Raw genomic sequence first — 12,348 nt, 5'->3', positions numbered from 1 at the left:
GGCTTAACTCAGCCCACTCATTTACTCAAACACGATCATTTATTTCAGGATGTACTTGTGAAGCATAGCTTGTTGGTGCCCTGCTATCTCACCGACTTGCTCTGAACTTTCAATCATGGATTCAAGTTGTAACTTCGTATTTTCACCTTGTTCAGATACTCGGGTGATTGAATGCGTTACGTCGACTGTCGCACGAGCTTGTTGCTCGGTAGCCACCATGATTTGCTCAACACGTCCTTTGATCTGGGTAACCGCGAATTCGATTTTCTCAAAGGCTTGTTTTACATCGCCACTGGTTTCCAGAGCATTCGCCATTTCATTTCTCGATTCCGTTACAGACGCCCGTGAGCGATCAGCTGCAGCCACCAATTCATTCATCATATCTCGAATATTAGTGGTTTGCTGAGAAGTATCGCTGGCTAGTTTTCTGACTTCATCGGCAACCACTGCAAAGCCTCGGCCTTGATCTCCTGCTCGAGCGGCTTCTATTGCTGCATTCAATGCGAGTAAGTTAGTGTTGTCAGCAATGCCACTGATCATGTCGACCATTTCGCGAATCTGTTTAACACGTCCGTCTAAGTCGGCCATCGATTCTTCATTCATGCTTAGAGAGTGTTCTAGTGCATGCAGTCGCTGTTGGTTAAGTCCAATAACTTGGCTCCCTGTCACTGACTCATTTTCAGCAAGTTGGGCGTCATCATTCGAGGCGTTAGAGATACGAGCAATTTCACCAATCGATGCTTCAAGCTCTGTAATGGTGGTAATCATGTTCTGTAGTGATTCATTTTGCTCGTGTAAGCTTGAGTTAGTTTGCTCTGCAGCGTCGTGGCTTACTTCCGCTGTTTGATAAAGCGTTTCACAGTTTCGTGTTACCAAACGCACCGAATCAGCGGTTGAGTCGACAACACAATTAAGTTTTGATGCGATAACTTGCAATTCCAATGGGCCAACTAATTGACTTTGTGTTGAAAAATCGTGTTCCGCGAGTAAGCTCATTTGGTGAGTAATGTTTCTGAGTCCTTTGTTCACCCAGCGACGCAATACGAACCATGAAATAGAAATGATGGCCGTTATCACTAATCCACTTATAAATAGTACTTTGTCTATCGTTGCTATTGTCTGATTGACCACAAACTCGCTTTCATCAATCAAAATGGAAGCGGTGTTCGACAGTTGATTTAAGGTACCTATCACTGTGTTAGCCAGATGAATGACTTTATCTAAGTCGGCTTCTTGTTGCTCGACAAGTTTTAGCTTTTGCAGGATTTGTCTTAATACGCCGTTGTCAGCGAAGCCAGCTTGAACCATCTCATAAGGCGCCGTTAAGCTTGCGAACTCTACAATGTCAGGGTGCCATTCAGAAAAGTCGTCATACGCTAGGTTAATGCCTGCGATTCGATTTCTAAGCTCTCTGTATTCGTCTTCTGCTTTTTCTAAGTCCGATTGCATCATTAGCATTAAGAAAGTATTCGCCATTGCAGAAGCACTCGCTGTGAATCGGTTTGCCGCATCGTACGCTTCAGGATTGTTCTGAACGAGGAAAGAGCTGATGCGATTCATTTCTGGACCAATAGAACTCACGCCATAACGAAACGCGGTGACTTGGCTATCTATGAGGTTTTGCTTATTCTGAATTTCAATTTGAGACGACAACACTTGGCTAGCCATCAATTGTAAGGTCACCATGTTCTCAGTTAGATTTTGTTTTTGTTCAACAGAAATTACGTCAGCAAAAGATTGGGATAAAAAAAGGAGTTCCTCTAACGTTTGGTTACTTTCGGCGACTAACTCGTCGATTGCGCTGCGAGTCGAGTTAAGCGTATTGAGATCGGTAGACTGGGTGCTATAAGTAAGAAGTTTTACCTGCTCCAACACGCTTTGTGTTAATTCAGCGTTATGTAATGCGAGAGGTAATGCTTGTTCTGACAGTGCTTCAAAATGTCCCCCGACCCGATCGACGCCTCGGATACTGACCATAGATAAAAAGATAACGAGCAAAAGAATGGAAATAAATACAGCAGTGACGGTTTGAATGAGCGAGAATGTATAACGTGAGGGTTTTATTGATAAATTTGTGTCGGGCATATGAAATCCAGTTTGACTGCGAAAAGAGATATCCTTAACTTAGTCCGTATACTAGAAGTCCTTGATGACGTTTATATTTCAGTTTTTTGTCAGAAGAGTTACATATGAAAATCATAAAAATGGCTTTGGTTACAATAACTTTTACGACATTGGTCGCTTGTAGCGCGTCTCCATCGCCTTCTCAGCTTCGTCAAACTGCACAGAAACCGCTGTCAAAGTCCGAGCAATCGACGACCAATGCGTATATGAGAGTGTATGAGCAGTGGAAAGGTGTGCCATACCATTTTGGTGGGACATCATTTCGAGGCGTTGATTGCTCCGCATTTGTTCAAATCGCCGTGCAGAAAGCGACCCAGCAAGCTCTACCAAGAACCACAAAAGATCAAAGTAAGAAGGGACAAGAAGTAGATTACGGGGAGGCAACAAGCGGTGATTTGGTATTTTTCAAGACTTCGATGACGGTACGACACGTCGGTGTATATTTAGGAAACAATCAATTCCTACATGCTTCTACATCGAAAGGTGTCATTATATCGAGGTTGGATAACCCTTACTGGGCTTCTAAGTTTTGGCACTTTAGGCGTTTATAGCGATTTAAACGCCTATCACTGTTTACTAAGGCAAATGTACAAATAAATAGTTAGTCGTATTTAGCGACAGCACTATCAAACAGATTTTTCACTAATGCGATGTATTCATCTAGGAATACTATTTGTTCGTTAGTCGCTTTCTTTGCCCATACACCAGCTAACACTTCACCTAAATCAGCTACCACTGAATCCGCTTCTTTCAAAAGTTGAAATCTAACGCTCGAATGTAACTCTGGGTTTTGCTCGAAAATAGCCATGATGTTCGTGGATATCATGTCAGTGATGATGTCTTCTACACTTTCATTGCCTGTATCGCCATTAGTATTAGTAAAGACATTCAAGTTAAATGATAAGTGTTCGATTAAAGCTAAATAGCCATCGGTTTCTACAACCACAATAAATCTCCGTTTAAGCTCAAGAGCAGATTAATATGTACCTACCTAATACTATGTATATGAGTCTGTTTGTCATCTCTTTATTACTAAAAACTGTATTAAAGTGATCCGAGTTAGCATTTAAGCTTAAATTTCAATCAAAACACCCTAACTTCACCAAACACACCTAAAATATAGTGAAAAATAATCTCAACCTATTTCTGCGATTCTATTGTATGAAAATCATCATGCCGTGAGATTAGTTCCAAACTATTTCACTACGTTGTTCTTGATTTCTGTTTGTATTTCAAAGGGCTTGAATCAGTTCGAGTTCACAAATCAGCCAATTGATTCTACATACGGTGCAGAAGAGATAAGAACATTGACGAGTACGTCTATAAATTGCTCAGATTTATCCTAAACTATTGCTAATAAACAAACAGTATTCATAACCTTCAATCTTTTTAACTTTCAGTCTTTGAGGATTTCCTATGTGGCAGGCCATTTCTCAACAACTTTCAGATACTCTTCTATTTAACTTTCAGATTACTGAACGTAACAAGGTTTCTGGTGGTGACATTAACGATTGCTATATGATCAGCGATGGTAATGAACGCTACTTTGTAAAAGTGAATCAGCGAGAATTTTTACCTAAGTTTGAAATCGAAGCTGAGAACTTGCGCTTGTTAAGAGAAACCTCCACCGTTTATGTGCCTGAGTTGGTACTGATTGGCAAAACCAAAGAATGCTCATTCATTATTCTAAATTACTTGCCAACTAAGCCGCTTGAAACAAGCAATAATAGCTATGACTTTGGCGTTCAACTTGCCCAATTACATCAATGGGGTGAACAGAAAGAGTTTGGTTGTGACCAAGACAATTATATTGGTAGCACCCTTCAACCCAACCCTTGGCACAAGAAATGGGGGCGCTTTTTCTCTGAGCAACGCATTGGCTTCCAACTTCAATTGTTAAAAGAAAAAGGCATCGAATTCGGTGATATCGATGACATTGTTGATGTAGTTAATATGCGTCTAGCTGGCCACAACCCTCGCCCTTCTTTGCTTCATGGCGACCTTTGGAACGGTAATGTTGCTAACTCAGCCTTTGGGCCAATCTGTTACGACCCCGCATGTTATTGGGGCGATCATGAATGTGACTTAGCGTTGACCGAATTGTTTGCAGGTTTTCCGAAAGAGTTTTATGAAGGTTACCAGAGCGTCAATCCCCTCGACGTTGGCTATACTGATCGGAAAGACATTTACAACTTGTACCATCTTCTTAACCACTGCAATCAATTTGGCGGCGAATATTTAGCACAAACTGAGGCGTGTATTCAGAAGATACAGGCCGTTTAATACCAATCACAGCTAGCTACTACGATCGATATAAGTTGCAACGTTAGATATCGCTTCTATATAAGCTACTACGATTGGTACAAGTTACAGTGAGGAGAGTTCGCGATGCATAAATACACAGAAAAACATGTTTCCTGCCCCCATTGTGGGCATGCAATCAGCATAACACTTGATGCTTCTAATGGGAGCCAAGATTTTTATGACGATTGTCCAGCATGTTGCAACGCCATTCATCTCGACATGCAGGTAGATGAATTGAGAGATAGAATCCATCTGTCAATTGATGCAGACGATGAACAAGTTTTCTAAGTGTTGCCTTTGCTTGTTGAGACAAAATGAAAGCTATTCATAGACCAAGCCAAAACGCAAAAAAGAGCACCTGATGTGATCTTTTTAATATTTTCGGCTTTTACTTAGTGTCGCTCTGGGGGCAAATGCTATTGATAAACCGTCACTACGACTTCTGGTTTGCTAATACACGTTCAACAGTATCAACAATCGCCTGCGTTTGCGGATCAAATTCAATGTTGACTTGGTCACCCACTTCACGGCCACCAAACAAAGTACGATTTAGCGTTTCAGGGATAAGGTGAACAGAGAAACGGTTCTCTTCCACTTCACCAATCGTCAATGAACAACCATCGACGCCAATGTAACCCTTGCTTAACACATACTTCATTGACTCTTGCGGTAGCTCGAACCAAAGCGTGCGATTGTTTTCTGTCTTAACTACGTCCACTAGGTTCGCCATCAACGTAATGTGACCAGACATACTATGCCCGCCAATTTCGTCACCAAACTTTGCTGCACGCTCAACATTCACTTTGTCACCAACATTCAGTTGGCCTAAGTTCGTCAATCGCAATGTCGCTTGCATTAAATCAAAAGCAATCTGATTGCCCGAAATTTCCGTTACCGTTAAGCAACAACCGTTATGAGCTACTGAAGCACCAATGGCTAATCCTTCAATCATTTCATCGCTTAGCTCAATGGTATGAGTTTGAAACGACTCTTTTTTGTTCATAGCAACCAGTGTTGCCATGCCTTGAACGATACCTGTAAACATAAGATTCCTTTAGTAACAGTTTTTCATAGCAGTTATTGTGACATTTCTTTATGATTCGTCCAGTGGAAGCTTAAGATCATTGTCTCTGATTCCTTCAGAATGTCCTTTCCTACACTATTATTCTAATTTTCCCTCTTATTTGGAGTTGTTTGTGCATCGTTACAAAGAAGAATCCTCGAATCTAATCAAACTTGCGACCCCAGTATTGATCGCATCTGTGGCACAAACTGGAATGGGGTTTGTCGATACTGTTATGGCCGGTGGCGTAAGTGCTATTGATATGGCGGCGGTGTCGATTGCTGCAAGTATCTGGCTACCATCAATACTATTTGGTGTGGGTCTTTTGATGGCGTTGGTTCCTGTTGTTGCACAACTGAATGGTTCAGGCCGCCAAGTAAAAATTCCATTTGAGATTCAGCAAGGTGTATTTTTGGCTCTCGTCATCTCGTTACCTATCATTGGCGTGCTTTTCCAAACGCAGCTGATATTGGAGTGGATGGACATTGAGCAACTTATGGCGGAAAAGACCATCGGCTATATGAACGCGGTGATGTTTGCTGTGCCTGCGTTTTTGCTGTTCCAAACATTGAGAAGTTTTACTGATGGTATGTCTTTAACTAAGCCTGCAATGGTGATTGGTTTTATTGGCTTGCTATTAAACATCCCGCTTAACTGGATGTTCGTATACGGAAAACTTGGCGCTCCCGCTCTGGGTGGCGTTGGCTGTGGCGTTGCAACGGCTATCGTATATTGGGTGATGTTTGCTCTGCTGTTCGCTTACGTTTTAACATCAAAGCGTTTGGCTAGAATCAATATCTTCGGTACGTTCCACAAGCCTCAGCTCAAAGCACAAATTCGTTTGTTTAAACTTGGCTTTCCAGTTGCTGCTGCTATCTTCTTTGAGGTAACGCTATTCGCTGTTGTTTCTTTGTTGGTTGCCCCTCTTGGGTCTTTGGTTGTCGCCGCACACCAGGTTGCAATTAACTTCTCGTCACTGATATTTATGATACCAATGAGTATTGGTGCCGCCGTGAGTATTCGTGTTGGCCATAAGCTTGGTGAAAACAACACTGAAGGTGCGAAAATTGCAACACACGTGGGTATCATCGTCGGCTTGGTAACCGCCTTTATGACAGCGGCATTAACTGTATTGTTCAGAGAGCAAGTTTCGTTACTGTACACAGAGAATACGGCGGTAATTACTGTTGCAATGCAATTACTATTGTTCGCTGCAGTTTATCAATGTACTGACGCAATCCAAGTTATCGCTGCAGGGGCTTTGCGTGGATACAAAGACATGCGTTCGATCTTCAACATTACTTTCGTTGCTTACTGGTTGCTTGGTCTGCCTATTGGCTACATTTTAGGAATGAAAAATTGGATTGTTGAGCCTATGGGCGCGCACGGCTTCTGGGTTGGGTTCATTGTCGGTCTAACGTCAGCAGCTATTATGCTAGGTATGCGTCTACACTGGATGCACAAACAAGACGACGATGTGCAGTTAGAATTTAGCTCTCGCTGAGTTCTAACTCACTCAACCGATATCCCAGATATTGAATACTAAAAAGAGCTCTGATTTTCAGAGCTCTTTTAGTTTATGGGTGTAAAATTTAGGGTGCGATCGTTTGTTTTCGCAGACAAATTAGTATGCCTTAATACTCACTCTTTTCTCGAACAAAGCGCGCAAACTTGGGTTTTCCATTTTGAGTAAAGCCATTGTAGCGAAAGGTAATACGGCTGCCGATCTCAGGCGGTGCGAGTCTCATTTTATCACTGAACCCGCTTCCAATATAAAATTCCACACCCTCTTCCGTGTGAACCAAAATCGAACCCATCATCCCTTTATACTTACCTGTCCCGCCTTTGTAGCCAATAACTGTGGCTTCGGCATCGTGATGCCTTTTCAGTTTTAACAGGTCATTACTTCGACCTGCTTGATAACGACTGGTAATTTTTCTGAGCATCAAACCTTCGCCATTACGTTCATCGACATTGTCTAATTGATAAAACAGAGCTTCTTCATTTTGAATCGGTACATGTTCGATGTAGCTGACATGACGTTCTCCAATCACGCTTACCCAATGTAATATGTTGTAATAGCGCTTTTGATAATTGCCAGTAGCCTCTGGCATATCAAACAACATGAAATCTATTTGGCGCCACGCTACGTCACTGGGCGTATGGTCGAGAACAGTCGATTGGACTAGATGGAACTTACCTCTACCTGCCCACAACTCCCCTTCAAGGTGCACCTTTGGCAATTTTTTTGTAAACCACTTCGGTGAGTAAATGCGATTTCCGTTTCGAGTATAAAGGTGTTGTCCGTCCCAAAGAGCACGAATCCCATCAAGCTTTTCACTTTTCCAGTATTCAGAAACATCAATGCCTTGTTGGTATGTATTGGCCAGTACCAAATGGTCGGGAGGTAAATAGGATGAATGAGAAGAAAGCGAACACGCCCATAGAGTTGCTATCGCCAATTTAGTTAATCTCATCACCTGCTCCGTATTGATAACTGTTGTGGTCAACAAATTCCTTTAATCCTAAGTGTTCTAACACGCTGTTAGACAACCTTTCATAGAAGATGCGATCGACACGCCAACCTTATTTAGCTTTCATTTTCATTCACATAACTAATGACTTATGAGTCTCAAATGTTCACCCATTTTTAGTTCTCAAATTGAGAAACGCCTTTTCTCAATTTGAGATGGGAATTAGTGGTAAATATAAGTCGCTGAAAAATAACAATATAAAAGTTGGCACATTCAGTGCAATTGTTCAAACATACTCAAAAGGAGATATCGCTATGGAACTACGTAAGATTGATTTAAATACAACGACACTGACGCTTTCTATCTTCGGTGATCTTGATGCAGCAGGCAGTCGAGATGCTCAGACCGACATTGATGATGTAATTTCCAACGATAGCCATCCTGAAATCGAAGTTGATTTTAGCCAAGTTGAGTTTTTAGATTCATCTGGTGTTGGCGCGATTGTTTACATGTTTAAACGTTTAACTGAGCGTGAACGCAACATGCGACTTGAAAATGTGACTGGCCAGCCTCTTGAAATTATGAACCTGTTACGCATAGGTCACGCTATCCCAGTAAATTCAAAAAATCCTACAAATTCATGAAGATCCACTAAGCTAGAAGTAACAAAACATAATAATAAAAAGTAAAAACATAGGACGTTGGCATGAAAATACTGAAAAACTACATAGCCCTTTCTCTGTCCGCTCTCGTTCTGGGTGGCTGTACTAGCTATCCTGAACAAGGCTCAGGGGGTTTGGCTGAAAGTTATGATTCTATCAACTATCAAAATTCCGACTTTTCTCCTGTCATGCCAGACGAACCTCTTGGTCCTGAACACGGACTACGTTTTGATTGGCAACTGGCTAAATTACATCTTGATGCCTTGATTCAAGAAGGCGCACGTTGGTGCTTCCCCGCTGCTGTTGTGCAAGCGATAGAGAAGCAAAATCGTATCGCTCGTGAACTGCAAGGTGGCTTGCTTCTAGATGCAGCCAACGACCTAGTCATTCAAAGAAAACGCTTAAATGAACTTGAAGTCCAACTGGACTATGTGACCTCACAAGCCCGCTGTGAACCACCAAAAAATGAAAACCAATTTAGAATGCAATTGTCGGTTATCGAACAGTTGTATGACCTGCTTAATGTTGACAACCAATTTGCAGAGAACTCTACCGAAGTTAACCCAAAGTACATGGGGCGACTTGCCGAGGCGACCACACTACTAAAAGAACATAAATCTCTAGACCTTGTTGTTACCGGCCACGCTGATGCAACGGGTGCCGAAGAATACAACGATAAGTTAGCACTTGGACGAGCGAAACAAGTCGAACGCTACCTAACTATTTTTGGCTTAGGTGCTCAACGAATCAAAGCGGTATCTGTTGGTGAAACCGTTCCTCTTTTTGAAGGTGAATCGGACGGTACGCGATTAACTAACCGTCGAGTCAGCATCGAAGTTATCTCCCCTAAAAATGCCGAGAAAATGGGAGGTGGATTATGAAATTATTGATCGCTTTTATCATCACCCTATCGCTAAGCTTTACGAATGTCGTGAATGCGAGCGAAGAGTTTTCAGACGCAGTTCAGGTCGGTGATCTTATCCAAGTTAACGTCCCCGGAGAAAGCACGTTAAACACAGGATTCCAAGTCGATAAACGTGGCCGCATTACCCTTCCTGAAGTGGGCGCCGTATTTGTGGCCGGTTATGATAGTGAGCAACTTAATACAGTTGTTTTAGAGTCGTTGGCAACCGCTTATAAAGATCTTTCTAACGCTTCGGTGTACGTCAAAGAACAACAAATCATTATTTACGTTCAGGGTTATGTAGAACAGCCTGGCGAATACACACTGGCATTGGGTTCTAGCATCCAAATGGCGCTTTACGCAGCGGGTGGATTACGCCCAGGCGCGCAACTGGACAAATTGATTCTTAAGCGAGGCGCCGATAAGAAAGAGTTTAACTACAAACGTTTCCTTGATTCAGGTGACGAATCAACGCTACCTACTCTGCAATCATTGGATTCGCTTTTTGTTCCTGCTTCTCCACTAGTCGGTAACATCGAGCAAGAGTTTGACGCCGCAAAGCTGGCTAACTCTGGCGACAGTGCAGATTCTCGTAATTCCATTAAAGTATTTGGCGAGGTAAATGCACCGGGGTCATTCACTTATAAAGAGAACACCGACCTTGTCGACGTACTAATGCGTTCGGGCGGCGTAACTCGCTATGCCAGTGTTGAGCAAATTCGTGTGATTTCAAATAACACACCGACGCTGTTCAATCTTAAACGTTATTTAGATTCTGGTGACGAAAGCCTGCTTCCAATCTTACGCCCGGGTGCGACCATTTTCGTGCCTAAGCAAGAAGAAGAGATCAAGTCCGGCGCAAACATGGTTTACGTTATGGGTGAAGTAGCCGCTCCCGGTGCTTTTGAAGGAAAAAGAGACGCTACCTTCATGGATATCCTTGCCAATGCTGGCGGTCCGACTCGATTTGCTGAGTCACGACAAATACGTGTGATCAAAGCAGATGGTCAAGTGCTTAAGTTCGATTTAGCGGCTTACACAGAAGGCCTACCTAACTCTAATCCTCCAAGCATTAAAGCCGGTGACGCTATTTTCGTTCCAGAGAAAACTGACATGAACGAGAAGTCTTGGTTGAAGATCGCGCCAGACAGAGCGGTTAACGTTATTGGTGAAGTGAATCGACCTGGCCGTATTGAATGGTCAGATGAAATGAACTTCATGGGATTATTAGCTCACGTCGGCGGCCCTACGCTACGCGCTGATACATCAAAAATTGAAGTTGTGACCGGTAGAAAGCTAGTTGTGTTTAATCTTGATGATTTCATCAGAAATGGCGCACCACGAGATTTGATGCCGCAAATTCGTGCAGGCTCTATCGTTCGCGTTCACGACTTACCACAAGACCCTTCAGACAATAAGTCACAGTGGGTTCGCCAAAGTTCTGATGCTTCGATTTACATTTTTGGACAAGTTAATGCTCCCGGTCGTTATCGCTTCACCAAAGACATGCACTTTCTTGACATTTTGTCTGCAGCTGACGGGCCTACTAAGGACGCCGATATACACAACGTGCGTGTAACGCACCGCGATAAAACCTACTCTAAAGTAAGCAAACTCAATCTATCGCTGTACTTTGAAACGGGTGATGAATCATTACTGCCAAACGTAACCACCGGTGACACCATTTACATCCCAGAGAAAGGGAAGAACTGGTTGGATACACCCAAAGAAGAAACAGTTCGTGTTCTTGGCGCGATCAACAATCCAGGTCGTTATGTATTCAACGACAACATGACCATTTTAGACATTTTGGCTGAGGCATCTGGCCCGACTGAAAATGCTTTTGTAGAGAAGATTACCATTGTCAATATGTCTTGCTGCCAAGGTCAAGCTCGTACCTTCGACCTTGTTGAGTTCAGCAAAACGGCCAATATTTACAATCTACCTGTACTTCGTGCAGGCGACACAATTTACATCCCAGATCGACGTGAAAGCTTTATGGAAAAGGCTCGAGTAGGTCTAGAAGACATACTTCGTCTAACTACCACGATTGTTTTAATAGGAGCTTTATAATGACTATTTCAGCGACCCATGCCGAAGTTGAGCAACTGTATTTGGCTTCTGAACTAAACGGACAGAAATCGATTTGTGTGACCGCTTGTCATTCAGGTGACGGGGTAACGTCCATTGCCACTGCATTAGCCGAGCGCTTTCTTCTTGCCGGTCATTCAACACTTTATGTTGACCTTAATTTATATAACCCAGCTTTCAAAGATTTGAACATGTTGGAAGACAATCAACAGGGACAGTTAATTGAACATGTTGAGTCTCATCGTACGTTTATCGGTGTCCCAGCACCTCAAATTGCATCAACACAGCTTGCTTATAAAGATCCGACAACGTTACAAAAAGTGGTGAATAAATGGCTAGAGAAATACGATCGAGTCATCATTGATACCTCACCGCTTCTCAACATAAACAAAGGCAACATTCCTGCGCAGTCTGTTGCGAGTGCCTGTGACAGCACATTGATGGTTGTCGCCTATGGTGAAACGTCAAGTCACCACCTAGAACAAGCGAAAAAGCTGCTTGATGCACAGAGTATTAATCTAATGGGCAGTGTGATGAACATGAAACAAACACCTAGCTTTGCACAAGAGTTGGTAAGACAAATCAATCGAATGAAATTCCTTCCCACTAAACTTCGCGATAGCTTGGCAAATAAGCTGTATCAAAATGAGTTTTTAAATCTGCCGATGTAACTTTTCTGTGCCAAGATAGCTTTTTTGTACAACGATAGTTTTCTTGTACAACTAT

The 12,348-nt window shown here is 42.6% G+C and carries 12 protein-coding genes; 8 read left to right on the top strand and 4 right to left on the bottom strand.

Annotation, left to right across the window (positions count from 1 at the left end; translation table 11 throughout):
* Nucleotides 1-39: 39 nt before the first annotated feature.
* Nucleotides 40-2,085, bottom strand: a complete 2,046-nt coding sequence (locus K08M4_RS07435) for a methyl-accepting chemotaxis protein (protein WP_086049418.1) — start codon at nt 2,083-2,085, stop codon at nt 40-42.
* 104 nt (nt 2,086-2,189) lie between these two features.
* Between K08M4_RS07435 and K08M4_RS07430 the strand changes: the two genes are divergently transcribed.
* A complete protein-coding gene (locus K08M4_RS07430; RefSeq protein WP_086049417.1) occupies nt 2,190-2,675 on the top strand; it encodes a C40 family peptidase in 486 nt (161 codons plus the stop codon).
* A 50-nt stretch (nt 2,676-2,725) separates the two neighbouring features.
* Here K08M4_RS07430 and K08M4_RS07425 read toward each other — a convergent pair whose 3' ends face one another.
* A complete protein-coding gene (locus K08M4_RS07425; RefSeq protein ID WP_086049416.1) occupies nt 2,726-3,070 on the bottom strand; it encodes a DUF3802 family protein in 345 nt (114 codons plus the stop codon).
* A gap of 470 nt (nt 3,071-3,540) precedes the next feature.
* On the opposite strand from K08M4_RS07425, the gene K08M4_RS07420 reads away from it, so the two are divergent.
* Together K08M4_RS07420 and K08M4_RS07415 are read left to right on the top strand one after the other, a co-directional pair.
* Nucleotides 3,541-4,407, top strand: a complete 867-nt coding sequence (locus K08M4_RS07420; RefSeq protein ID WP_086049415.1) for a fructosamine kinase family protein — start codon at nt 3,541-3,543, stop codon at nt 4,405-4,407.
* Nucleotides 4,408-4,512: 105 nt separating this feature from the next.
* Complete coding sequence (locus tag K08M4_RS07415; RefSeq protein ID WP_012603956.1) at nt 4,513-4,716, top strand: CPXCG motif-containing cysteine-rich protein; 204 nt, start codon at nt 4,513-4,515, stop codon at nt 4,714-4,716.
* Nucleotides 4,717-4,861: 145 nt separating this feature from the next.
* On the opposite strand, the gene K08M4_RS07410 is transcribed toward K08M4_RS07415, so the two are convergent.
* Complete coding sequence (locus tag K08M4_RS07410) at nt 4,862-5,473, bottom strand: riboflavin synthase subunit alpha (protein WP_086049414.1); 612 nt, start codon at nt 5,471-5,473, stop codon at nt 4,862-4,864.
* A gap of 151 nt (nt 5,474-5,624) precedes the next feature.
* On the opposite strand from K08M4_RS07410, the gene K08M4_RS07405 reads away from it, so the two are divergent.
* The gene (locus K08M4_RS07405; RefSeq protein ID WP_086049413.1) at nt 5,625-6,995 is read left to right on the top strand and encodes an MATE family efflux transporter; all 1,371 of its coding nucleotides are present in this window, start codon (nt 5,625-5,627) and stop codon (nt 6,993-6,995) included.
* 130 nt (nt 6,996-7,125) lie between these two features.
* Here the strand turns inward: K08M4_RS07405 and K08M4_RS07400 are convergent, their stop codons facing one another.
* Entirely contained in the window at nt 7,126-7,968 is an 843-nt protein-coding gene (locus tag K08M4_RS07400; protein WP_086049412.1) for a DNA ligase, read from the bottom strand.
* A gap of 311 nt (nt 7,969-8,279) precedes the next feature.
* Here K08M4_RS07400 and K08M4_RS07395 point away from each other — a divergent pair, with 311 nt between their 5' ends.
* The 4 genes from K08M4_RS07395 to K08M4_RS07380 all read left to right on the top strand — a co-directional run bounded on the left by K08M4_RS07395 (nt 8,280) and on the right by K08M4_RS07380 (nt 12,293).
* Complete coding sequence (locus tag K08M4_RS07395; RefSeq protein ID WP_086049411.1) at nt 8,280-8,609, top strand: STAS domain-containing protein; 330 nt, start codon at nt 8,280-8,282, stop codon at nt 8,607-8,609.
* Nucleotides 8,610-8,671: 62 nt separating this feature from the next.
* Nucleotides 8,672-9,508, top strand: coding sequence for an OmpA family protein (locus tag K08M4_RS07390; RefSeq protein ID WP_086049410.1), 837 nt, complete (start codon nt 8,672-8,674; stop codon nt 9,506-9,508).
* A complete protein-coding gene (locus K08M4_RS07385; RefSeq protein WP_086049409.1) occupies nt 9,505-11,604 on the top strand; it encodes an SLBB domain-containing protein in 2,100 nt (699 codons plus the stop codon). The genes K08M4_RS07390 and K08M4_RS07385 overlap by 4 nt, the downstream gene beginning before the upstream one ends.
* Nucleotides 11,604-12,293: a P-loop NTPase family protein gene (locus tag K08M4_RS07380; RefSeq protein WP_086049408.1), complete on the top strand. Its 690-nt coding sequence runs from the start codon at nt 11,604-11,606 to the stop codon at nt 12,291-12,293. Before K08M4_RS07385 ends, K08M4_RS07380 begins: the two co-directional genes overlap by 1 nt.
* Nucleotides 12,294-12,348: the final 55 nt, after the last annotated feature.

The sequence above is a fragment of the Vibrio syngnathi genome (assembly GCF_002119525.1).
Classification (GTDB): Bacteria; Pseudomonadota; Gammaproteobacteria; order Enterobacterales; family Vibrionaceae; genus Vibrio; species Vibrio syngnathi.
Note: the sequence above shows the minus strand (reverse complement) of the source record. Positions and strands in the feature narration are given on the sequence as shown.

Excerpts from the sequence above, each read along its gene's own strand:
- K08M4_RS07435 (WP_086049418.1), bottom strand. The coding sequence starts at position 2,085 with ATGCCCGACACAAATTTATCAATAAAACCCTCACGTTATACATTCTCG.
- K08M4_RS07430 (WP_086049417.1), top strand. The coding sequence starts at position 2,190 with ATGAAAATCATAAAAATGGCTTTGGTTACAATAACTTTTACGACATTG.
- K08M4_RS07420 (WP_086049415.1), top strand. The coding sequence starts at position 3,541 with ATGTGGCAGGCCATTTCTCAACAACTTTCAGATACTCTTCTATTTAAC.
- K08M4_RS07415 (WP_012603956.1), top strand. The coding sequence starts at position 4,513 with ATGCATAAATACACAGAAAAACATGTTTCCTGCCCCCATTGTGGGCAT.
- K08M4_RS07410 (WP_086049414.1), bottom strand. The coding sequence starts at position 5,473 with ATGTTTACAGGTATCGTTCAAGGCATGGCAACACTGGTTGCTATGAAC.
- K08M4_RS07400 (WP_086049412.1), bottom strand. The coding sequence starts at position 7,968 with ATGAGATTAACTAAATTGGCGATAGCAACTCTATGGGCGTGTTCGCTT.
- K08M4_RS07395 (WP_086049411.1), top strand. The coding sequence starts at position 8,280 with ATGGAACTACGTAAGATTGATTTAAATACAACGACACTGACGCTTTCT.
- K08M4_RS07390 (WP_086049410.1), top strand. The coding sequence starts at position 8,672 with ATGAAAATACTGAAAAACTACATAGCCCTTTCTCTGTCCGCTCTCGTT.
- K08M4_RS07385 (WP_086049409.1), top strand. The coding sequence starts at position 9,505 with ATGAAATTATTGATCGCTTTTATCATCACCCTATCGCTAAGCTTTACG.
- K08M4_RS07380 (WP_086049408.1), top strand. The coding sequence starts at position 11,604 with ATGACTATTTCAGCGACCCATGCCGAAGTTGAGCAACTGTATTTGGCT.